Raw genomic sequence first — 21,241 nt, forward strand, 5'->3', positions numbered from 1 at the left:
TCAGCGCGGGGCGATCCCCGCCTCCGCGGCCGCCTTGATCCGGGCGCCGAAACCGGGGGCGTCCTTGCGGGCGGCCGAGAGCGCCAGGCCGGCGAGGAGCCTGCCCACGCCGTGGCCTTCGAGGACGTTGTAGATCCGGACCTGGGTCCGGCCGTCGGTGAGCGGTTCCAGGTCGTAGCCACCCTCACTCGCCGTGATGAGGTTCTTCGACACCTCGGCCCAGCGGATCTTCACGGGCGCTTCGAGGGCGGTGATGCGGAACTCCCTGGCGGTCTTCATCCCGGCGTCCTTGACGGTGCTCCGGAAGACGGTGCCCACGGCGGTCGGGGCGTCCGGGACCCGCTCGATCCTCAGGACGCGGGGGCTGAACTCCGGGTCGTTGCGCCCGTCGGCGAGAAAGGCGAACACCTCCTCCACCGGCCGGTCGACCTCGAACGTCGCTTCGAACTGTCCTGACACGGGGCACCCCAGATCGGTCGAACGGCGCCCCCGCCCACGCCTGCGGCGACGAGGCGTTCACCCTCGCCGTAGCACCGCGACTGTCGTAGCGGCATCACGACCCTACGTGACCGGCGGTCGGCTCGCCCGGTGAGCGACGTGCGCCCCCAGTCGGTACGTCTCCACCGCCGTGCCGCCGAAGACCGCCGCCCGCTCGCCGGGGCTCAGCGCCTCCATGAGCTCCCCCGCGGTCGCGAGCGTCAGCCCGTACGACGCCGCCAGCGTGCACACCGGCCAGTCGGAACCGAACATGAGGCGGCCCGGGCCGAACGCGTCGAGCAGGGTGTCGGCGTACGGTCGCAGGTCCCGCACGGTCCAGGTCCGCCAGTCGGCCTCGGTGTGCAGGCCGGAGAGCTTGCCGGCGGTATGGGGCAGGGCCGCGAAGGCGCGCAGGTCGGCCGCCCAGGGGTCGAGCTCTCCGCTCGCGACGGGCGGCTTCGCCGCGTGGTCGAGGACGAAGGTCAGCTCCGGCAGCTCTCTCGCGGCCCTCGTCGCGGCCGGCAGCTGGTGCGGGAGGATCACCAGGTCGTACACGAGCCCGGCCTCGGCCAGCGCGGTGAGGCCGCGGCGGACGTCGGCGCGGAGCAGCCAGGCGGGGTCCGGTTCCGACTGGACCTGGTGGCGGATGCCCACGAGGTGTTCACCGCCCGGCAGGGCGCGCAGCGCCGCCAGGGTGTCGGCGACGCCGGGCGCCGTCAGGTCCGTCCAGCCGACGACGCCGGCGATCAGGTCGCTGTCGCGGGCGGTGGCCAGCATCTCGGGTGTCTCGGCGGCGACGGTGACCGTCTGGACGAGGACGGTGGCCGTCACCCCCGCGGCGGCGGTCTCGGCCCGCAGGTCACGTTCCGTGAAGGTGCGGCGCAGGGGCGCGAGGGCGGGTCCGGTGATCCAGTCCTGGTCGCGCACGGACAGGTCCCAGAGGTGGTGGTGCGCGTCGACGACGAGGGGGCCGCGGGGAGTGCTCACAGGTGCCACACCACGGGCAGCCCCGCGTCCGCGCCGTCGCCGGAGTAGTCGTGGACGACGTCGAGGAGGTCGGCCATCCGGGCCTGCCACGCCACGTTGACCGGCAGTGTCTCCAGCTCGGCCAGGAGACGGGCGTAGTCCTCGCAGTCGAGCAGATGGAAGAGGTCGGTGCCGCTGCGCCAGATCGTCCAGGACGTGCAGCCGGCGGCCCGGATCGCGTCGGTCAGCTCGGCGGGGACGTCGCGGTGCGCCTCCTCGTACGCGGCGACGCGGTCCGCGCGGACCCGGGTGTGCAGGGCGATTCTCGTGGGTTCGCTCCAGGGGTGTCGGTGACGACCAGGAGTACGGTCACGACCGCCCGGCCGGTGCCGGGGAGGGTGTCGTCGGGGCAGGCGATGAACGGTCCGATCCTCATCGGCGTCTCACCCTCCGACCGGGGCGGGACCGGACCCGTGGATGTCGTGTTCGCGGCGCAGCTCTTCCCAGAGGGCCTCGGGTATCTCACGGGCCAGCATGTCGGCGGCGTCCGCCGCCTCCCCCGCGCTGCGCAGGCCGAGGAGGACGCCCGCCACGGCGGGATGCCCGAGCGGGAATCGGGCCGCCGCGGCCCTCAGGGGCACTCCGTGGCGCTCGCAGATCTCCCGCAGCCGGAGGGCCCTCGCCAAGGTCTCCGGCGGGGCCGCCGCGTAGTCGTACGTGGCGCCCGGCCGCGGATCCGCGAGGAGACCGGAGTTGAACACCCCTCCGGCGACGATCGACACGCCGCGGCGCTGCGCGGCCGGCAGCAGTTCGGCGAGGCCGCTCCGGTCGAGCAGGGTGTAGCGGCCGGCGAGCAGGACGACGTCGAGGTCGGTCTCGGTGACGAAGCGGGTGGGGATCGCGGTCTGGTTCATGCCCACACCGATGGCCCGGACCACTCCCTCGGCCCGCAGCCGTTCCAGGGCGGGGTAGGCCTCGCGCAGTGCCTGGTCGGCGTGGTCGTCGGGGTCGTGCAGGTACACGATGTCGACGCGGTCGAGCCCGAGCCGCTCCAGGCTCGCCTCCAGGCCGCGCCGGACGCCGTCCGCCCCGAAGTCCCAGACCCTGCGGTACGCGGCGGGTACCGCGAAGCCGTGGGCGAGGTCGTCGCCGGGCGCGCCGGGGTCGGGGACGAGGAGGCGGCCGACCTTCGTCGAGACGGTGTACGTGTCACGGGGCCGGTCCCGGAGGAACGCGCCGAGCCGACGCTCGGACAGGCCGAGGCCGTAGTGGGGTGCGGTGTCGAAGGAGCGGATGCCGCGGTCCCAGGCGGTCGCGAGGGTTCGGTTCGCGTCCTCGTCGGTGACGGTGCTGTAGAGGTTGCCGATGCCGGCGGCGCCGAAGGCGAGTCGCGTCGTCCAGGCGGTGGTCCGGCCGAGGGGGACGCGGGTGAGGGGGGCAGGGGCGAGCGGGGCACGGGGGAGGCCTGCGGGGTCGGCGGCGCGTCCGTCCGTGGCCTGTTCGCCCGTGGCCCGTTCGTCCGTGGCCTGTTCGCCCGTGGCCCGTCCGCCCGCAGCCTGTTCGCCCGCAGCCACTTCCTCCGCGCTCATGTGGCCGCCGGCCGGAGGCGGAGTCCCGCCATGCCGCCGTCGACGGCGAGGGCCGTACCCGTCACCGAGGCCGCCGCCGGGGACGCGAGGTAGACGACGGCCGCCGCGACCTCGTCGGCCCCGACGAGTCGGCCGGTGGGCTGGCGGGCGCTGAGTGCCGCGCGCTCGGCCTCCGGGTCCGGCGCCGCGTCGAGCAGGCGGGCGACCCACGGGGTGTCCACGGTCCCCGGGTTGACGCAGTTGACCCGGATGCCCTCCCGGACGTGGTCGGCGGCCATGGCGAGGGTCAGGGAGAGGACCGCCCCCTTGCTCGCCGAGTACAGGGCTCGCTGCGGGAGGCCCGCGGTGGCGGCGATGGAGCAGATGTTGACGACGGCGGCGTGTTCCGAGCGGCGCAGGTGGGGCAGGGCGGCGCGGGTGGTGCGGACGACACCGAGGAGATTGACGTCGAGGACGCCGTGCCACTGGTCGTCGGGGTTGTCCTCGACGGTGCCGGCGGCGCCGATGCCCGCGTTGTTGACGAGGATGTCGATTCCGCCGAGCGTCGCGGCGGCCGCCGCGACGGCCTCGCGTACCGAGGTGTCGTCGGCGACATCCGCGCGGAGGGCGGTGATGGTGCCGGGCGCGGCCGCCGGGTCGAGGTCGAGGACGGCGACGGCGGCGCCCTGCGCGTCGAGGAGGCGGGCGACGGCGCGTCCGATGCCGGAGGCGCCGCCGGTGACGACGGCCCGGAGGCCGGCGAGCGGGAACGCGGTCATGCGGTCACCTCCGCGGTGACGTCGACGACGAGCGGTCCCGCCAGGTCGGCGGCCCAGAACGTGCCGTGGGGGTAGACGAACGTGGCGAGGGAGGCCTGGTGCATGTCGGCCGAGAATCCGGGGGCGAGGGGCGCCGTGTAGGCGCCGTCGCGTATGACGGCCGGGTGGGCGAAGTGCTCGTGCAGATGGTCGACGAACTCGATCACCCGGTCCTCGGTGGTTCCGCTGAGCGCCACGAAGTCGAACATCGCCAGGTGCTGGACCAGTTCGCACAGTCCGACCCCGCCGGCGTGCGGGCAGACGGGTACCCCGAACTTGGCGGCGAGGAGCAGTATGGCGAGGTTCTCGTTCACGCCGCCGACCCGGGCCGCGTCGAGCTGGACGATGTCGACGGCGTTCGCCTGGAGGAGCTGCTTGAACACGATGCGGTTCTGTACGTGCTCGCCCGTCGCCACCTTGACGGGGGCGACGGCGGCCCGCACGCGCGCGTGCCCGAGGATGTCGTCCGGGCTGGTCGGCTCCTCGATCCAGTAGGGGTCGAACTCGGCGAGCGCCCGGGTCCATTCGATGGCCTCGGCGACGTTCCACCGCTGGTTGGCGTCGACGGCCAGGCGGACGTCCGTGCCGACGGCCGCGCGGGCGGCCCGGCAGCGGCGGACGTCGTCCGCGAGGTCGGCGCCGACCTTCAGCTTGATCTGGGTGAAGCCCGCCGCCACCGCTTCCTCGGCGAGTCGGGTCAGCTTCTCGTCGGAGTAGCCGAGCCAGCCGGGCGATGTCGTGTACGCGGGGTAGCCCCGGGTCCGCAGGACGCTCTCGCGCTCGGCGCGCCCGTCCTTGCCGTGCCGGAGGAGGTCGAGGGCCTCCTCGGGCGTGAGGGCGTCGGTGATGTAACGGAAGTCGACCTGCGAGACGAGCCACTCGGGGTCGGCGTCGGCGAGCAGTTTCCACAGCGGCTTCCGCTGCCGCTTCGCGGCCAGGTCCCATACGGCGTTGACCACGGCCCCGACGGCCATGTGCATGACGCCCTTCTCGGGGCCGAGCCAGCGGAGCTGGCTGTCGCCGATCAGTGCCCGGCTGACGAGGCCGGGGTCGGCGCAGAGGTCCTCCACGGACCGGCCGATGACGTGGGGGCGCAGCGCTTCGATCGCCGCGACCTGGACATCGTTGCCACGCCCGATGGTGAAGGTGAAGCCGTGTCCCGTGGGGCCGTCGGGCTCGTTCGTGCGCAGGACGAGGTAGGCCGCGGAGTAGTCGGGGTCCGGGTTCATCGCGTCGGACCCGTCGAGTTGGCGGGAGGTCGGGAAACGGATGTCGTAGGTGTCCATCGCGATGACCCGCGTGATGTCAGTGGACAACGGGGTTCCTTTCACACCTGGGCTGCTTGCTCGGTGTTCGGCTTCGTCTGCCCGACCGACACGGAGCAGCCCCAACCATCAGCACAGATCGGGTGATTGGCCTATTGAGCGAGAACGATACGGCGCTCGCGAGAGGTGAGGCAAGTAGACATCGGATGTTTCTCGGCCCTGGAGAACGGCGACGCGCACGGCACGACGACGAGGGCGGGCGCTCCCGGGGAGCGCCCGCCCTCGTCGTGCATCACTGGCGGTGGAGGCGGAGGAAGGAGGCGTAACAGCAGGTCAGAGCACGCTGTCGAGCCAGCGGACGACATTGGAGATGTGGATCGTCGCCCAGGCCTCCGCCGTCCGCGCGTCCCGTGCCGCGAGCGCGTCCAGGATCGCCCGGTGCTCCGACAGGGTCCGCGCCACGGCCGTCTCCTCGGTGATGCCGCGCCACAGCCGCGCCCGTACGGTGGCCCCGGAGATGCTGTCGAGGAGCGAGCAGAGCAGGGGAATCCCGGAGGCCGCCGCGATGCGCCGGTGGAACTCCAGGTCGCTGGCGACGAGTTCGTCCAGGCTCGGCGCGTCGCCGAGCCGGTCGAGGAGCTCCCCGAGCTCCCTGATCTCGGCCTCGGGGATGCGCTCCGCCGCCAGCGCGGTCGCCGCCGGCTCCAGGATGCCCCGTACCTTCAGGGCCTGGAGCGCCTGGTCGTCCTGGTGGAAGTCCAGGACGAACGACACCGCTTCGAGCAGCAGCGGCGGTTCGAGGCTGGAGACGTACGTCCCGTCGCCCTGCCGTACGTCGAGGATGTTCAGCAGGGACAACGCCTTCACGGCCTCGCGCAGGGAGTTGCGCGACAGACCCAGTTCGGCGGCGAGGTCGGCCTCCTTGGGCAGCCGGTCCCCCGGGCGCAGGGCGCCGGAGACGATCATCTCCTTGATCTTGCCGATCGCCTCGTCCGTCACTGCCAAGGCGTCCTCCTGTGCAAGGCCAAATACATCGGATGTGTCTGCTGGGCGCCACCCTACTGCAGGGTCCTCCTCCCCTCCTCCGCTCCCCCTTCTCCGTCAGCGGGCGTGGGGGCCCACGTCCGCCGGGGTCAGCGGCCGGCGGATCGGCGCCGCCGTCGCGTACTCGTCGGCGCCGACGTCGCGCACACCGCCCCGCGCGTCGCCGTCGATGTCGTGGGTGACGGGCGCCGGGGAGAGCGTGGCCGCGCCGATCGCCCGGCTCGTGCTCGACAGGCGGTACACCCCGTCGGAGCCCCGTACCAGGCGGGGATCGGCCCGCACGAATCCGCCGGCGGGGATGTTCCCGTCGGCCGCCGCGCCGAACAGGATGTTGCTCTGCCAGGTGAAGCGGACCGTGGTCGCCATCTCCACCAGGCTGCCGGTCTGGCCGACAAGGAGGTTGTCGGCGATGGTGACGTCGCGGGGTTCGTGCGGGCGGTGGCTCTCGCCCGAGAGCGCGCCGCCCGCGTTGTCGAGGAGGGTGTTGTGGGCGATGAGGACGCGGTCGGGTGCGTCGTTGCCCCGGCGGGCCTCGGGCGATTCGCCGGGGACGTGGTCGCGTTCCGTCCCGCTGCCGATGACCATCGCCCGCCCGCCGAGGCCGGCCAGGTAGTTGTTGACGATGACGTGGTCGTTGCCGTAGATCCGTATGCCCTCCTCGCCGCCGATGAGGTAGTTGCTGTCGACGCGGGTGCCGTTGCCGTGGCGCAGGACGATGCCACCGAGGCTGTCGCGGATCGTGTTGTAGCGGATGACGTTGTCGGAGCTCTTGACGGAGATGGCCTCGGGGTCGCCGTCGGCCCGCTCGAACAGGTTGTACTCGACGAGGGCGTGCGCGCTGGACAGGGCACGGGGGCTGACGCCGAGCCGGATCGGTTCGCCGCCGTTGGCGCCGGTGAAGCTGTGGTCGGAGAAGTGATTGCGGTGGATGTGCACACCCTGGGCCATGGCCTCGCTGCCCGCGCCCTCGACGCCGAGGAAGATGCCGAGCGTGGTCTTGCCGTGGAAGTGGTTGCGGTCGATCACGGCCTCGTCGCCGCGCACCATGACCCAGTGCAGGCCCTCGATGTCCGCGAGCTGGAAGTCGTTGCGGGTGAGCCGGATGTACGTGCAGGTCGGCGGGATCTCCAGAGTGGTGCTCTGGCGGAAGGAGAAACCGCTCACGGTCACGTTGCTGGACGCGTCGAGGACGAAGCTCCGCTCGCCGCGCAGCACGACGCCGCCCCGTGACGCGGCGACGACGGTGATCGGCGCGGTGCGAGAACCGTGCTTGCCGGTGATGGTGAGGGGCTTGGCGGCGGGGACGGTGTAGGTGCCGTTCGCGACGACGATGCGGGTGCCCGGTCCCGCCGCGTCGATCGCGTCCTGGAGGTCGTCCAGGGAGCCGACGTCGACGGTGGGACCCAGGGGGCGCGCGGGCTTGCGCCGGGCGGCGTCCGCGTGCGCGGAGGCGGAGAGGGGCAGGACGGCGGCTGCCGCCCCTACCGCGGTGCCGGTGAGGAACGTGCGTCGTTGCATGGTGCCTCCGTGATCGGTCGGATGAGTCGGATGGGTGGTACGCGTACGGCCCGTCACATCGAGGCGCCGGGCCCGGACGGGTCCGTCAGGTGCAGCTCGATGACGGGCACGGGTGTGTCGGGCCGCCGCACCGGGAGCCGGAGCGTGAGGGTGCCGGCCGGCTGGCCGCCCATCTGGGTGTTCATCGCCGGGCGGTCGGGGTCGAGCGGCTCCTGGACGATCTCCGAGGCGTCGTTCAGGAGCTGGGCGTACCGCACCCGGCCCGCGAGACCGGGCAGGTGCAGATGGCGCAGCGGCCAGGAGAAGAGGTGGACGTAGAGCCGGTCGCCGCGCTGGGTGTACCGGCAGTCGGCGGGCGGGGTGTACGGGGAGGGGCCGCAGCCGCGTACGGACCGTTCGTGCAGGTCGGTCCAGCGCCCGATCTCGGCGAGTGCGGCGGTGTCGCGCGGGTCGAGGTCTCCCCGGCCGGTGGGGCCGACGTTCAGCAGCAGGTTGCCGCCCTTGGAGACGCCGTCGACGAGCATCCGGATCAGCAGGTCGGGGCTCTTGTGGTCGAGGTTGTCGCGGTCGTAGCCCCAGCTTCCGTTGAGGGTCTGGCACGCCTCCCACAGGACGGGACGGCCGTCGACGGTCATCGGGGCGGACGGCTGGTACTGCTCGGGCGTGACGAAGTCCCCGGGGAGGCCGGCCCGGTCGTTGACCAGGATGTGCGGCTGGAGGTCGCGGACCATCGCCATGAGCCGCGGGGAGTCCCAGTCGTCGGGGCCCTTGCCGCCCCACCATTCGCGGCCCGCGTAGGAGAAGTCGAAGAAGAGGTAGTCGACGCGTCCGTACTCGGTGAGCAGTTCGCGGACCTGGCCGTGCAGGTACTCCTGGTACTCCCGGATGTCGCGGTCGGCCGCCGCGGCCTTGAACTCCTCGTCGTCGCGCCGCGGGTGGGTTCCGTCGACGGGGAACGCGGGGTGGTGCCAGTCGATGAGGGAGTGGTAGAAGCCGACCTTGAGGCCTTCGGCGCGGCACGCCTCGACGAAGGGTCCGACCAGGTCGCGGCCGTGGGGTGTCTTCGTCACCTTGTACTCGGTGAGCCGGCTGTCCCAGAGGCAGAAGCCGTCGTGGTGCTTGGTGGTCAGGACGACGTACCGCATGCCGGCGGCCTTCGCCGTCCGCGCCCACCGGACCGGGTCGTAGCGGTCGGGGTCGAAGTGGTCGAAGTACACGTGGTACTGCTCGTCCGTCATCTTCTCCCGGGTCTTCACCCACTCGTGGCGCGCGGCGAGGGAGTAGAGGCCCCAGTGGACGAACATGCCGAAGCGGTCGTGGGTGAACCAGGTCGTGTCGGGCGAGGGGGCCGTGGGGAGGCCGGCGTCGGCGCTGGTGGAGGTCATGGGGCATCGTTCCTGTGCGGTGGGGAGGGGCGGCGGGCGGTCCGGCGGCGCCGTCAGGCCGGTTCGTGGACGTCTTCGCGGAGCCGTACGCCGGGGGCGACGCGGGCCAGGTAGCCGGCGTCGTCGCGGCGGGTCAGGCCGCACGCCAGGTACTGCTCGTGCAGCCGGTCCAGTGCGTCGCGGTCGAGCTCGACGCCGAGTCCGGGTGTGCGCGGGACGGTGATCGCGCCGTCGGCGAAGGTCCACGGTGTGGTGACGACGTCGTCCTCGGGCCGCTTCCAGGGCCAGTGGGTGTCCAGGTCGTGGGTGAGGGCGGGGGTGGCGGCGGCGAGGTGGACCATCGCGGCGAGGCTGATCCCGAGGTGGGAGTTGGAGTGCATGGACATTCCGATGCCGAAGTGGTGGCAGGCGGTCGCCAGTTGCTGGGTGGCCTTGAGGCCGCCCCAGAAGTGGTGGTCGCCGAGCAGGACGCCGACGGCCCGGGCGGGGATCGCCTCGGTGAGGTGCTCCCAGGTGACCACGCACATGTTGGTGGCCAGGGGCATCGGGGCGGTCCTGGCGAGGTCCGCCATGGCGGGGATGCCGGCGACCGGGTCCTCCAGGTACTCCAGTACTCCTGTCAGCTCGTCGGCCACCCGGGCGGCGGTCTCCGGGTCCCAGCTCGCGTTGGGGTCGAGGCGGAGCGGATGGTCCGGGAACGCCTCGCGCAGGGCACGGATCGCGGCGACCTCGTCGTCCGGAGGGAGGACGCCGCCCTTGAGCTTGAACGAGCGGAAGCCGAAGCGGTCCGCCAGGAGCCGGGCCTGCGCCACGAGTCCGGCCGGGTCGAGGGCCGGCCCCCACGCGTCCGGCTCGTGGCCGGGGTGCGCGGCCCATTTCGCGAACAGGTAGCCGCAGAAGTCGATCCGGGCGCGGGTGGCGCCGCCGAGGAGGTCGGAGACGGGCCTGCCGAGGTGTTTGCCCTGGAGGTCGTGGCAGGCCACCTCGAACGGGGAGGTGACGCTCGCGACCGTCTTGGCCGCCCCGCCCTCGCCGATGAGGCCGTGGGCGTCGCGCGCCACCCGGCCGCCGACGATCGCTTCGACTCGCCGGGACAGCGCGTTCAGGTCGAAGGGGTCGAGGCCGGGCAGGTCGTCGGCGACGGCGCGGAGCAGTTCGAGGTGGGCGGCGTCGCCGTAGCTCTCGCCCAGGCCGTACGCGCCGGTGTCGGTCCTGACCTCCACCACCGCGCGCAGGGCGTACGGCTCGTGGACGCCGACGGCGTTGAGCAGCGGCGGGTCGGCGAAGGCGACGGGGGTGACGACGACGGAGGTGACCTTCATGAGGCGACCGCCACGGCGGGGGCGCCTTGTCCCGGCGCGAGTCCGGCGCCGGCGCCTTCCGTCACGGGGGACCCGGCGCCGCCGCCCGTCGCTTCGGCCAGTGTGCGCCGGCCCCGGGCCAGGAGGTCCTTCAGCTGGTCGACGTGGTCGGGTGCCGCGTCCACCAGGGGTGCCCGGACATGGCCGACGTCGAGCGAGCGCAGGCGGGCTCCGGCCTTGACGAGGGAGACGGCGTATCCGGGGACCTGGTCGCGCAGGGCGGTCAGCGGCAGGTAGAAGTCGGCGAGGAGCCGGCCGGTGGTGGCGGTGTCGCCGGTCGTGAGGGCCGTGTGGAAGGCGCGGGCGATGTCGGGGGCGAAGCAGAGGACGGCGGAGGAGTAGTCGCGGATGCCGATGGCCCGGCAGGCGGTCGCGCTGACCTCGGCGGTGGGCAGTCCGTTGAGGAAGGCGAAGGTCTCGGCGCGGGGGTGGCCGCTGGTGCGTACGGCGGTGACCATGCGGGCCATCGAGTCCAGGTCTCCGTCGCCCTCCTTGATGCCGGCGACCTGGGGCACGGAGAGGAGCCGGAGGGCGGTGGACGCGCCGATCCTGGCGAGGCCGCGCCGGTAGACGAGGACGGGGAGGCGTGCGGCGCGGGCGACGGACTCCACGTAGGCGAGGTAGCCGTCCTCGGTGCCTCCGACGAGGTAAGGGGGCAGGAGCAGGATCCCGTCGACGCCCGCGTCCGAGGCGGCGGCGGCTGCTGCCCGGGCGTTGCCGAGGCCGCCCCCGGCGCCGGCGAAGACGGGCACGCGGCCGGCGACGACGCGTACGGCGTGCCGGACGACCTCGGCGTACTCGGGGGCGCTGAGCGAGGAGTACTCCCCCGTGCCGCAGGCGACGAAGAGCGCGGCGGGGCCGTGGGCGAGCTGGTCCTCGATGTGGTCGGCGAACACGCTCGGGTTCACCTCGTCGGCGGGGGTGAACGGCGTGAGCGGGAAGGACATCAGGCCGGACGGGATCACGGGAGGTGGTCCTTTCGGAGGGGTCGGCGCCGTTCGGGTCAGCCCTTGAGGGCGCCGCTGGACAGGCCGTGGACGAAGGAGCGCTGGAAGAAGAGGAAGACGATGACGGACGGCAGCAGGGCGAGCAGCGACGCGGCCATCACCACGCCGGGGGTGACGAGGGGGTCGACCCGCAGCGTGCGCAGGGCGAGCGGCAGGGTGTACGAGGAGGAGTCGGTGGCCACGAGCAGGGGCAGCAGGTACTGGTCCCAGATCATCGTGAAGCCGAAGACTCCGATGACGCCGAGCGCGGGCCTGCACATGGGGAGGATGATCTGCGCGAAGATCCGCAGGTCTCCGGCGCCGTCGATGCGTGCCGCCTCCTCCAGCTCCTTCGGTACCTCCTTCATGAACTCGGTCATGACGAGGATGGAGAACGCCCAGGCGCCGACGGGCACGATCATGCCGGCGAGGGAGCCGATCAGGTTGATGTGGACGACCGGCAGGTCGGCGAGGATCACGGAGAGCGGGATGGCCAGGATCTCCTCGGGCAGCATCAGCGTCGCGAGGATCGCGACGAACGCGAGGGTCATGCCCCGGAACCGCTTCCTCGCGAGGGCGTAGCCCGCGAGGACGGAGACGACGACCTGGAGGAGCAGTCCGAGGCCGACGACGAAGAACGAGTTGAGGAGGTATTTCAGGACGCCCTGGTCGAAGGCGACGGTGAAGTTGTCGACGGTGGGGTCGGAGGGGACGACGCCGAGCTGGGTGGGGTCCTTGACGTGGTTGAACGCGCCGACGAGCAGGGCGAGCAGCGGTCCCGCGAACACCACGAGGACGAGGAGGTACGTGAGGAGCTTGAGGGCGCGGCCGGCGGCGCTGCGGCTCTCGGTCAGCCCGAGGGCGGTCTCGGTCGGCGCGCTCATTCGTTGCCCCTCCGTCGGAACAGGTGGACGCCGACCGTCAGGAGCAGCGTCGCCAGGAACAGCAGGACGGCTCCGGCGGCGCCGACACCGAGCCGGTTCTGTTCGAGGCCCAGTTTGTAGATCACGGTCATGACGACCTCGGTCGAGCCGTCGGGGCCGCCGTTGGTGAGCAGGAAGACCTCGGTGAAGACGCGCAGGCCCCGGATGGCGGCGAGGATGAAGAGGATGGTGAGGACGGCGCGCAGGCCGGGGAGCGTCACATGGCGGATGCGCTGGAACCTGGAGGCTCCGTCGACCTTGGCGGCCTCGTACAGTCCGCGGTCCACTCCGGCGAGGCCGGCGAGGAAGATCATCATGTCGTAGGGGGCGCCCCTCCAGATCCCGGTGAGTATGAGGGAGGCCATCGAGGTGTCGGGGTCGTTGATGAATCCGGACGGGCCGAACCCGACCAGGCCGAGGAGGGAGTTGAGCATGCCGTCCTCGGTGGGGTGGTACATGATCCGCCAGAGTTCGGCGACCACCGCGATGGGCACGACGACGGGGAGGAAGGCCGCCGAGCGGACGAAGCCGAGTCTGCGGCCCTGTCCTTCCATGAGGAGGGCGAGGGTGAGGCCGAGCAGCATCGAGCCGGCGGTCTGGCCGACGGCGAGGACGACGGTGTGCCAGGCGGCCTCGCGGAAACCGTCCGAGGAGAGCACGGTGGCGTAGTTCTCGCCGCCGACCCACCGGTTGCCGAGGTAGGGCCGGACTTCCTGGAAGGACATGGTCAGCGCGCTGGCCATGGGGATGAACTTGAAGTAGAGGAAGAGGATCAGGGCCGGGGCGAGGAAGAGCCACGGCGTCCACCATCTGCCGCCGCGGCGGTTCCTCACCCGGCGGGAGGCGGGCGGCGCGCTTCCTCCTGTCGCGGTCGGCGTCGGCCCGCGCCGGGCGGGTGGGGTGGAGCCGGGCGCCGGGCCGGCGGCCGCCTTCACCTGGTCGAGGCTCGTCATCCGGCGATTCCCTGCTCCTGGAGGATCCCGGCGAGCTTCGTGTCGAGTTCACGCAGCTTCTCGCCGAGGTCGAGGGAGCAGTCGGCCATCAGCGCGTTGACGGTCTCGGCGGTGGTCTGCCGTACGGGGGTCCAGTTGGGGATGGAGGGGGCGTAGCGCCCGGAGGAGCGGTAGACGTCTGCGTACGTCTTCCAGCGGGGGTCCGGGCGCACCTCGGTGACGTCGACCGTCTTGTTCACGGGGAGCTGGACGGTGGAGCCGTCGACGCCCTCCATGCCGAGCTTCTGGCCCTCGGCGGAGATGGCGTAGCCGGCGAAGGCGTCCTGTCCTGCGTGGTTCTCCGAACCGGCCATGAGATAGACGGTGCCGCCCTCGGCGAGCACGGTGGCGTCCTTCGGTCCCTTGGGCATGGGGACGACCTCGTACGTGTCCTTGCCGAGGGACTTGTCGAAGCGGGGCATGAGGTAGGGGCCGACGACGAACATGCCGGTCCTGCCCGCCTCGAACGTCTCGTTCGTCGGCGGGGTGTCCATGGTGACGGCGCCGGGCTGGACGACCTTCGTGTCGCAGGCGAGGGCGCGGAACCAGCGCATGGCCTCCGTCGACTCCTTGCTCGTCATCGACGGCTTGTACGTGCCCTTGCCCGTCTCGGTGATGAAGTCCCCGCCGGCGGCCCAGAGGAAGTTGGAGAAGTACCAGGAGGCGTAGCCGCGCTTCGTCGACAGCGGGGCGGCGAGGCCGTAGGTGTCCTGCTTGCCGTTGCCGTCGGGGTCGCGGGTGGTGAAGGCGGTGGCGAGCGCGGCGAGGTCGTCCCAGGTCTTCGGGGCCTCCAGTTTCAGCTTCTCGCGCCAGTCCTTGCGGATGAGGAGGGCGCCGGCCTGGGCGGAGTACGGGATGCCGTACTGCTTGCCGTCGACGCTCTTGCCGGAGTTCAGGCCCTGCTCGACGAGGTCCTGGCTGTTCTTGATCGTGCTGAGGTCGATCTCCCTGAGGAGCCCCTGGCTGTGCATCGCTCCGAGCTGGGTGACGTCGTTCATGACGATGTCGGGCAACTGCCGCTGGGCGGCGCGCTGCTGGAGCTTCGTCTCGAAGTCGTCGAAGATCGCCGTGACCTTGACCTTGTGTCCGGTGGCCTTCTCGAATCCCTCGACCAGCCGCAGGGTGGCCTTCTCGCCGGGGCCGCCGGGTGTGGTCCTGGTCCACAGCTCAAGCTCCGCCTTGTCGTCCTGCTTGGCGTCCGCCCCGGCAGGACCGGACGTACAGCTCGTCAGGGCCAACGCCGAGGCGAGGAGACCCGCACCGATCCATCGCGTTCTCTGCATGACAACTCCTGTTCGCCGCCGTCGGCAGCTGGCCTGTAAGCGCTTGCCGGGGACGCTAACGCGCGGCCGAACGAGGGTCAATAGTCCGATGACTGAAAAGAGTTGAAACGATTGAGGGCGCTGAATGACACGTATGAGTCGAGGGCCTCATCACCCACTTGAGCAGTCAGGGAGCGCGATCGAGAGGCGAAGCGCTTCACCTCGGCGCCGGGAGCGCTCCCGGGGGTCATCGCTCAGACATCGATCAAAGCTCCGATGTCTGAGCGGACCTGAGAGCTCGGGGCATGGGAAACAGGACAGCTACGCCCTGGTCGACGCCTGGGCCGGCGCGACGGCGTGCCGCAGGGGCTCGCCGCGTACCAGCCGCCGCAGTTCGTCCCGTACGAGCTCACCCAGGCGGGCGCGTTCCCGGCCCATGGCGCCGGCGAGGTGCGGGGTGAGCAGGACATTCGGCAGCGTGAAGAGCGGCGAGTCGGGGGCGGGAGGTTCGGGCCAGGTCACATCGAGTACGGCGGTGAGGTCGGGCCGGTCGCGGAGCACCCCGATGACCTCCGGCTCGTCCAGTACGGCACCGCGGGCCGTGTTGACCAGGGTCGCGCCCTCGGGCAGCAGTGCCATCAGCCGCTTGCCCACGAGGCCTTCGGTCTCAGGCAGGAGGGGGGCGTGGACGCTCACGACGTCGCAGGAGGCGAACAGCTCATCGATTCCCGCCAGTCGGACACCCATCTCCCCGGCGGTGGCCGGGTCGATCACCGGGTCGCAGGCGAGCACCTCGACGCCGAAGTGCCGTAGGTGCCGGGCGACGAGCCGGCCGATCTCGCCCAGTCCCAGGAGGCCCACGCGGGAGCCGTATCCTCCGGGCACGCGCGGGTCGTGCGGGAAGCGGCGGGCGGCCGTCGCCTCACGGCCGAGGCGGTGGGCCTGTTTCAGGCCGAGCAGGATCTGGGCGAGGCTGAACTCGGCGACCGGGACGGCGTTGGCGGCGGCCGCGGACACGATGGGGATGCCGCGGGCCCAGAACTCCGGCGGCGTCAGGTGTCGTACCGAACCGGCCGCCACCATCACCGCGTCGAGCCTCGGCGCGCGGGAGAGCAGTGCCGCGTCGAGCACCGGGGCTCCCCAGCCGGTGAGGAGGACGTCGACCCCTTCGAGCACGCCGGGGTCACGGAGAAGGGCGTCACGGGTGAGCGCGGGGGCGTGCCAGCGTGCCAGGCGTCCGATGTCCTCCAGGACGTGCGCCGGGTAGACATCGGCTCTGCGCTCCTCCTCCATGACCAGCAGGACGTGGGGTGTTGTTGTCGCAGCTGCCATCGACTCGGCCTCCTGGGGCGTGGCGGTATCGGCGGGCCACACGATACATCGGATGACAAGTCCGATCCGGTCGAAAGGCTGGACAAAACTGCGGGCGATTGCTTGCATTCCCGAGTCGATACATCCGATGTCTACGGTGAGGGGTGGCTGGCATGCGCGTGCTGAGGGTCGGGGAAGCAGGGGCGGAGCGCGTCGCGGTCCTGGACGGAGCCGGTGGGCTGCTCGATGCCTCCGGCGTCGCCGGCGACATCGACCACCGCTCGCTCGCCGACGGTGTGCTCGACCGGCTCGCCGAGGCCGCGGCGGCAGGCTCCCTGCCGGCCATGGGCGTCGCGGGTGACCGCGTACGCGTCGGGGCGCCGGTCGCGCGGCCCGGGAAGGTCGTGTGCATCGGCCTCAACTACCGTGACCACGCCGAGGAGACGGAAGCCGAACTCCCGGCCGAGCCCGTGGTCTTCATGAAGGACCCGTGGACGGTCTCGGGGCCGTACGACGAGGTGCTGATCCCGCGGGGCAGCGTCAAGACCGACTACGAGGTCGAGCTGGCCGTGGTGATCGGCAGGACCGCCCGGTATCTGGAGAGCGACGAGGAGGCGCTCGCGTGCGTCGCCGGGTACGCGGTCTCGCACGATGTCTCCGAGCGCGCGTTCCAGCTGGAGCGGGGCGGTCAGTGGGACAAGGGGAAGAGCTGCGAGACGTTCAACCCGCTCGGCCCGTGGCTCGTCACTCCGGACGAGGTCCCCGACCCGCAGAAGCTCTCGCTCCGGCTGACGGTGAACGGCGTCGAGCGCCAGCACGGCTCGACCGCGGACATGGTGTTCCCGGTCGGCGGCGTCATTCGCCATCTCAGCCGGTTCATGGTCCTGTACCCCGGGGACGTCATCAACACCGGCACCCCGGCCGGTGTGGCCCTCGGCCGGCCCGAGCCCCGGCCGTACCTGCGGCCCGGCGATGTGGTCGAGTGCGGGATCGACGGCCTCGGTACCATGCGCCAGACCTTCCGACAGGCCTGAGAGGCGACGCGCCATGCGGTTCACCCAGGACGACCGACTGCTCTTCATCGGTGACTCCGTCACCGACACCGGCCGCGACCGCGAGGACCCCAGGTCCCTCGGCGACGGCTACGTACGGATGATCGCCGAGGCCCTGCCCTTCCCCGCGACCGTCGTCAACAAGGGCGTCAACGGTCATCGGGTCCACGACCTGGAGGCACGCTGGGCCACCGATGTCCTCGCCCTCAACCCTACGGTCGTCACCGTCCTGATCGGCATCAACGACACCTGGCGCCGCTACGACAGCGGCCTCCTCAGCCCGGTACCGGAGTTCGCGGCCTCACTCGACCGCGTCCTCACCCTCGCCGAGGAGAAGTGTGCCGCCCGGCTGTTCGTCATGACGCCGTTCCTTCTCCCGGCCGGCCCCGAACAGGAGACATGGTTCGAGGACCTCGCGCCCCGTACCGACGCCGTCCTGCGCACGGCGACCGCGCACGGCGCGACGGTGGTCCGCACGGACCTGGCACTGGCGCGCGCCGCCGAGGTAGACGGCGCGGCGGCCCTCGCCCCGGACGGGGTCCATCCGAGCGCGCTCGGCCACCGCGTCGTCGCGCGCGCGTGGCTGGCGGCGGCCGGGGTGGAAGTGCCGTCGCCGTGACGGCGGCGACGGCACTCGAAGGAGAGAGGGCGTGAACGCCCGCGGCCTCAGGGGCAGCTGACGCGGATGTCGCCCGGGTCGGTGGTGCAGGTGTCCGTGCCGGCGCCGCCGTTGGCGGTGTCGTTGCCCGAGACGCCGTCGGTGGTGGTGAGGCGGTCGTTGCCGTAGGTGCCGGTCAGGGTGTCGTTGCCCGGGCCCCCGTTCAGGGTGTCGTCGCCGTAGCCGCCATCGATGTTGTCGTTCCCGAAGCCGCCGTGGACCGTGTCGTTGCCGTAGCTCGCCCGGATGGTGTCGTTGCCGCCGAGGCCGCAGATCACGTCGTTGCCGAAGCCTCCGTTGATGGTCTCCGCGGCGCTGGTGCCGATGACGGTGCACCCGCGCGCGTTGTTCACCGACGTGGTTGCGGTGGCCGTGTTGTTGGAGGTCACCGGGTCCTGCGGCGAGCCGCTGACGCCGACAGCGTTGGTCAGGGTGCCGACGGCGCGGGGTTCGGCCGTGACCGTGACGGTCGCGCTGGCGCCCGGGGCCAGGGAGCCGAGGGCGCAGGTGGCACCGGTCGTGGTCGTCGTACAGCTGCCCTGTGAGGGAACGGCCGAGATGAGCGTCGCACCGGCTCCGGAGAGCGTGTCGGAGAGCGAGACTCCGGTCGCGGTGGCCGTGGACGTCGTGGCGTTGGTGACCTGCACCGTGTAGGTGGCGCGGTCGCCGATGCTCACCGTGCTCGTCCCGGTCTTCGTCACCGACAGGTCGGCGCGCGGCGGGGGCGGGGTCGTGCCGTCACCGCCCTGGTAACGGGCGAGGGCGAAGGCGAATCCCGCTCCGTACCCGGCCGCGACGATCTTGCCGTCGGGCTGGACGAGCACCCCGCGCGCCTCGTCGAAGTCGTTGAAGCCGGTCACGACGAAGCCGTCGCCGCCGAAGCCGGTGTCGACCGCGCCGTTGACGTGGAGACGGGCCAGGCCGAAGTCGTTGGCCTCGGAGCTGTTCGGGTCGTCCGCGCGACCGGCGAGCACGATCTTGCCGTTCTGCTGGAGCGCCAGACCGTACGCGATGCCTCCGTCGCCGGGGGCGTTGACCGACGTACGGCCGCCCGTGCCGAAGCCGACGTCCGGGGTTCCGTTGGCGTCGTAGCGGAGGACGGCGAAACCGAGGCCGCCCGAACCCGCGGCGACGATCCTGCCGTCCGGCTGGACGGCCACGGCGTTGCCGAACTCGGTGCCGCCGAAGTCCGCGGTCACCATGCCGTCACCGCTGAAGCTCGTGTCGAGGGTTCCGTTGCTGTTGTACCGGGCCACGCCGATGTCGAAGGCGGTGTTGCCCACGTAGCCGACGGACACGATCCTGCCGTCCGGCTGGAGCGCCATGCCCCGGGCGATGCCGCCTCCGTCCTGCGGCGAGGTGGGGGTGAAGCCCGCCACGACCGCCCCGTCACCGCCGAGGCTGGGGTCGAGGGTGCCGTCGGTGCCGAGGCGGACGAGCGCGAAGCCTCCGCCGGCGCCCTTGCCCACGGCGACGATCCTGCCGTCGGGCTGGACGGCCACGTCCGCGCCGTCCGCGGACCCGCCGAACTCCTCGACGCGCACCAGACCGCCGTCGCCGAAGCCCGTGTCGAGACTGCCGTCGGTGTTGTACCGGGCCACGGAGAAGAAGCAGCAGCCGCCGCCCTCCTCCGCGATCACCTCGGTGGTGCCCGCCACGACGATCTTTCCGTCGGACGGCTGGATCGCGACGGCGTTGGCGGTGTGCGCGCCACCGCCGAAGTCGCTGGTCACCGTGCCGTCGCCACCGAAGCCGGTGTCGAGCCCGCCGTCGGTGTCGTAGCGGGCGAGCGCGAAGCCGGCCTCGCTCACACCGACCACGACCAGCCTCCCGTCGGCCTGCCGCGCGATGTCGTGGCCTTCCGCGTACCCGGTGATCGCGGTCGTCACCCGGCCGTCGGGGCCGAACGTCGGATCCAGATCTCCGGGCGCGGCGAGCGCCGTGCCGGGCAGCGCGAGGACGAGCGCCATGCCGAGCGCGGCCGGCACCCCGGCCCTTCCACCGGGCCTTCCTCCTGGCCTGCGCCGCCGAACCGCCGGTCTCAGCTGTACGTGGGTCATCTGCGTACGAACCTCCGTCTTCGTGGTGTACGGGGAGCAGCGCACAGCTTCGTGCCGGAGCGAGCCCCGTTCCCGCGGGCCGTGCCGGACTACGCCCACCGGCCCCCGGGAACCACCCCCGCGAGGGAGCGCGCGGGGCGCGATCCCCGTGCCGGACGGTCGCGCCGGAACGTCGTGCCCGATGGCCGTGCGGGACCGCGGTGGCGGGAACTGATCCCCTGATGCGATGTCAGGGATGGTTCAGGGGGAAGCCGGGGTGGTCCCTGGCCAAACGGGCCTGGCGGTCGGGAAGACTCGAAGAAGTTGATCAGCACCTTCCCAGGAGAGTCCCCATGCCCCGTCACTCGTCCCTGCCGTTCCGCCTGTCGCTGGCCCTGGCCGCCGCGATGACGATCGGTGCCGCCGCCCCCGCGCTCGCCGCGACCGGGGCCGGCGCGCACGGCCCCGGTCCGGGCCGTGCCGCCCCCGGTCTGGACCGTGCCGCCCTGCGCGAGGCGATCACCGTGCGCCCGGAGGACGGGACCGCGGGTGTCCTGGCTCAGGTGCACAGGGAGGGAGAGACCTGGCGGGGCACCTCGGGCGACATCGTGACCGGGCAGCGGCTCAGCCGTGACGCCCACTTCCGGATCGGCAGCATCAGCAAACCCATGGAGGCCGTGATCCTGCTCCAGCTCTCCGCCGAGGGTCGCGTCGCCCTGGACGGGAGTGTTCAGGACTATCTCCCCGGGCTGCTGCCGGAGAACCTGTTCAAGGAGCCGGTCACCGTACGGCAGCTGCTCGACCACACCAGCGGCCTGCCCCAGGAGTTCGAGGGTGCCCCGGCGTCCACGTCCCCGGACGAGGACATCGAACGCCGCCTCGACTACATCACCTTCGACGAGGCGATACGGCAGACGCTCCGCCCGGAGGGCAGGCCGGCTCCCGGCCCGCGTTTCAGCCCCGGCACCCGGCAGGAGTACAACTCCTTCGGCTACCGCGTCGCCGGGAAGCTCATCGAGGATGTCACCGGGCACTCGTTCCAGCACGAGGTGACGGCCCGCATCCTCGAACCGCTCAGGATGCGGGAGACGCGTGCCACCGTGCCCGGCCGCAGTACGCCCGTGCCGCGCCCCTACCTGCCCGGCTACCAGCCGGGGAGCGACGGCCGGCTCGTCGACGTCAACGTGCAGGGCGGACTGCCCGCGAGCATGACCTCCACCACGGGCGACCTGGACCGCTTCATCAGAGGCATGTTCGACGGGCGACTGCTGCGACCGGCCCAGACCGCCGAGCTGTTCGCGCTGCCGAAGGGCCCCGACGGCAAGCCCCTGCCCTACGCCGGCACCTCCAACTGCAACACCGGGCCCGCCAAGGGAACGGCCTGCTTCAGCGTCGGCCTGATGTACACGCCACTGCCGGACGGCTCGGTCCTGTGGGGCAAGACGGGCTCGGACATGGGTTACCGGAGCGGTGTCTTCGCCACCCGCGACCTGAACCTGCGCGCGGTGTACGCGACGGGCACCTCGACAGCGTCCGGGAACGGCGCCCCGGCGGTCGCCCAGCGTCTCGTCGGCGCCCTGTTCGCGCGCTGAAGGCCGGGGTCCCCAGGGACGGGG

At 71.9% G+C, this 21,241-nt stretch carries 19 protein-coding genes; 3 read left to right on the forward strand and 16 right to left on the reverse strand.

Translation table 11 applies throughout. The annotated features are described in order from the left end of the window. From ACIP8Z_RS01265 to ACIP8Z_RS01335, 15 genes are all read right to left on the reverse strand, one after another. Window positions 1-459: an SRPBCC family protein gene (locus ACIP8Z_RS01265; protein WP_402077205.1), complete on the reverse strand. Its 459-nt coding sequence runs from the start codon at window positions 457-459 to the stop codon at window positions 1-3. 102 nt (window positions 460-561) lie between these two features. Then, window positions 562-1,473, reverse strand: coding sequence for an amidohydrolase family protein (locus ACIP8Z_RS01270; protein ID WP_402077208.1), 912 nt, complete (start codon window positions 1,471-1,473; stop codon window positions 562-564). After that, entirely contained in the window at window positions 1,461-1,766 is a 306-nt protein-coding gene (locus tag ACIP8Z_RS01275) for an L-rhamnose mutarotase (protein WP_402078850.1), read from the reverse strand. The genes ACIP8Z_RS01270 and ACIP8Z_RS01275 overlap by 13 nt, the downstream gene beginning before the upstream one ends. A 120-nt stretch (window positions 1,767-1,886) precedes the next feature. Then, window positions 1,887-3,032 carry an aldo/keto reductase gene (locus tag ACIP8Z_RS01280; RefSeq protein ID WP_402077211.1) on the reverse strand — a complete coding sequence of 382 codons (1,146 nt, stop codon included), beginning with the start codon at window positions 3,030-3,032 and terminating at the stop codon, window positions 1,887-1,889. Next, window positions 3,029-3,790: an SDR family NAD(P)-dependent oxidoreductase gene (locus ACIP8Z_RS01285; protein ID WP_402077213.1), complete on the reverse strand. Its 762-nt coding sequence runs from the start codon at window positions 3,788-3,790 to the stop codon at window positions 3,029-3,031. The genes ACIP8Z_RS01280 and ACIP8Z_RS01285 overlap by 4 nt, the downstream gene beginning before the upstream one ends. Next, window positions 3,787-5,115: an enolase C-terminal domain-like protein gene (locus ACIP8Z_RS01290; protein WP_402078853.1), complete on the reverse strand. Its 1,329-nt coding sequence runs from the start codon at window positions 5,113-5,115 to the stop codon at window positions 3,787-3,789. Before ACIP8Z_RS01290 ends, ACIP8Z_RS01285 begins: the two co-directional genes overlap by 4 nt. 312 nt (window positions 5,116-5,427) lie before the next feature. Beyond that, a complete protein-coding gene (locus tag ACIP8Z_RS01295; protein WP_319312604.1) occupies window positions 5,428-6,099 on the reverse strand; it encodes a FadR/GntR family transcriptional regulator in 672 nt (223 codons plus the stop codon). 96 nt (window positions 6,100-6,195) lie between these two features. Next, entirely contained in the window at window positions 6,196-7,656 is a 1,461-nt protein-coding gene (locus ACIP8Z_RS01300) for a polysaccharide lyase 6 family protein (protein WP_402077215.1), read from the reverse strand. 53 nt (window positions 7,657-7,709) lie between these two features. Continuing rightward, on the reverse strand, window positions 7,710-9,041 hold the full coding sequence (locus ACIP8Z_RS01305) for an alpha-L-fucosidase (protein WP_402077217.1): 1,332 nt from the start codon (window positions 9,039-9,041) through the stop codon (window positions 7,710-7,712). Between the two features lie 53 nt (window positions 9,042-9,094). Beyond that, entirely contained in the window at window positions 9,095-10,363 is a 1,269-nt protein-coding gene (locus ACIP8Z_RS01310) for an enolase C-terminal domain-like protein (protein WP_402077219.1), read from the reverse strand. Then, window positions 10,360-11,367: a 5-dehydro-4-deoxyglucarate dehydratase gene (locus ACIP8Z_RS01315; RefSeq protein WP_402077221.1), complete on the reverse strand. Its 1,008-nt coding sequence runs from the start codon at window positions 11,365-11,367 to the stop codon at window positions 10,360-10,362. The genes ACIP8Z_RS01310 and ACIP8Z_RS01315 overlap by 4 nt, the downstream gene beginning before the upstream one ends. A 38-nt stretch (window positions 11,368-11,405) precedes the next feature. Next, window positions 11,406-12,272 carry a carbohydrate ABC transporter permease gene (locus ACIP8Z_RS01320; RefSeq protein ID WP_402077223.1) on the reverse strand — a complete coding sequence of 289 codons (867 nt, stop codon included), beginning with the start codon at window positions 12,270-12,272 and terminating at the stop codon, window positions 11,406-11,408. Continuing rightward, complete coding sequence (locus ACIP8Z_RS01325) at window positions 12,269-13,264, reverse strand: carbohydrate ABC transporter permease (protein ID WP_402077225.1); 996 nt, start codon at window positions 13,262-13,264, stop codon at window positions 12,269-12,271. The genes ACIP8Z_RS01320 and ACIP8Z_RS01325 overlap by 4 nt, the downstream gene beginning before the upstream one ends. After that, window positions 13,261-14,586, reverse strand: coding sequence for an extracellular solute-binding protein (locus ACIP8Z_RS01330; RefSeq protein ID WP_402077228.1), 1,326 nt, complete (start codon window positions 14,584-14,586; stop codon window positions 13,261-13,263). The genes ACIP8Z_RS01325 and ACIP8Z_RS01330 overlap by 4 nt, the downstream gene beginning before the upstream one ends. Before the next feature lie 300 nt (window positions 14,587-14,886). After that, window positions 14,887-15,897: a hydroxyacid dehydrogenase gene (locus ACIP8Z_RS01335; protein ID WP_402077230.1), complete on the reverse strand. Its 1,011-nt coding sequence runs from the start codon at window positions 15,895-15,897 to the stop codon at window positions 14,887-14,889. Between the two features lie 152 nt (window positions 15,898-16,049). Here ACIP8Z_RS01335 and ACIP8Z_RS01340 point away from each other — a divergent pair, with 152 nt between their 5' ends. Both ACIP8Z_RS01340 and ACIP8Z_RS01345 read left to right on the forward strand, forming a co-directional pair. Further along, on the forward strand, window positions 16,050-16,910 hold the full coding sequence (locus ACIP8Z_RS01340) for a fumarylacetoacetate hydrolase family protein (RefSeq protein ID WP_402077233.1): 861 nt from the start codon (window positions 16,050-16,052) through the stop codon (window positions 16,908-16,910). 13 nt (window positions 16,911-16,923) lie between these two features. Continuing rightward, window positions 16,924-17,547, forward strand: a complete 624-nt coding sequence (locus ACIP8Z_RS01345; RefSeq protein ID WP_402077236.1) for an SGNH/GDSL hydrolase family protein — start codon at window positions 16,924-16,926, stop codon at window positions 17,545-17,547. A gap of 47 nt (window positions 17,548-17,594) precedes the next feature. Here ACIP8Z_RS01345 and ACIP8Z_RS01350 read toward each other — a convergent pair whose 3' ends face one another. Continuing rightward, on the reverse strand, window positions 17,595-19,574 hold the full coding sequence (locus ACIP8Z_RS01350; RefSeq protein WP_402077238.1) for a calcium-binding protein: 1,980 nt from the start codon (window positions 19,572-19,574) through the stop codon (window positions 17,595-17,597). 404 nt (window positions 19,575-19,978) lie between these two features. Between ACIP8Z_RS01350 and ACIP8Z_RS01355 the strand changes: the two genes are divergently transcribed. Continuing rightward, a complete protein-coding gene (locus tag ACIP8Z_RS01355) occupies window positions 19,979-21,217 on the forward strand; it encodes a serine hydrolase domain-containing protein (protein ID WP_402077241.1) in 1,239 nt (412 codons plus the stop codon). The last annotated feature ends 24 nt before the right edge of the window (window positions 21,218-21,241 follow it).

This window comes from Streptomyces sp. NPDC088553 (genome assembly GCF_044752965.1).
In the GTDB taxonomy this organism is placed as follows: domain Bacteria; phylum Actinomycetota; class Actinomycetes; order Streptomycetales; family Streptomycetaceae; genus Streptomyces.

Bases quoted from the DNA above. Each gene is read 5' to 3' on its own strand.
- ACIP8Z_RS01335 (WP_402077230.1), bottom strand. From the start codon at position 15,897: ATGGCAGCTGCGACAACAACACCCCACGTCCTGCTGGTCATGGAGGAG.
- ACIP8Z_RS01305 (WP_402077217.1), bottom strand. From the start codon at position 9,041: ATGACCTCCACCAGCGCCGACGCCGGCCTCCCCACGGCCCCCTCGCCC.
- ACIP8Z_RS01290 (WP_402078853.1), bottom strand. From the start codon at position 5,115: ATGGACACCTACGACATCCGTTTCCCGACCTCCCGCCAACTCGACGGG.
- ACIP8Z_RS01285 (WP_402077213.1), bottom strand. From the start codon at position 3,790: ATGACCGCGTTCCCGCTCGCCGGCCTCCGGGCCGTCGTCACCGGCGGC.
- ACIP8Z_RS01325 (WP_402077225.1), bottom strand. From the start codon at position 13,264: ATGACGAGCCTCGACCAGGTGAAGGCGGCCGCCGGCCCGGCGCCCGGC.
- ACIP8Z_RS01280 (WP_402077211.1), bottom strand. From the start codon at position 3,032: ATGAGCGCGGAGGAAGTGGCTGCGGGCGAACAGGCTGCGGGCGGACGG.
- ACIP8Z_RS01310 (WP_402077219.1), bottom strand. From the start codon at position 10,363: ATGAAGGTCACCTCCGTCGTCGTCACCCCCGTCGCCTTCGCCGACCCG.
- ACIP8Z_RS01320 (WP_402077223.1), bottom strand. From the start codon at position 12,272: ATGAGCGCGCCGACCGAGACCGCCCTCGGGCTGACCGAGAGCCGCAGC.
- ACIP8Z_RS01355 (WP_402077241.1), top strand. From the start codon at position 19,979: ATGCCCCGTCACTCGTCCCTGCCGTTCCGCCTGTCGCTGGCCCTGGCC.
- ACIP8Z_RS01330 (WP_402077228.1), bottom strand. From the start codon at position 14,586: ATGCAGAGAACGCGATGGATCGGTGCGGGTCTCCTCGCCTCGGCGTTG.
- ACIP8Z_RS01340 (WP_402077233.1), top strand. From the start codon at position 16,050: ATGCGCGTGCTGAGGGTCGGGGAAGCAGGGGCGGAGCGCGTCGCGGTC.
- ACIP8Z_RS01345 (WP_402077236.1), top strand. From the start codon at position 16,924: ATGCGGTTCACCCAGGACGACCGACTGCTCTTCATCGGTGACTCCGTC.
- ACIP8Z_RS01300 (WP_402077215.1), bottom strand. From the start codon at position 7,656: ATGCAACGACGCACGTTCCTCACCGGCACCGCGGTAGGGGCGGCAGCC.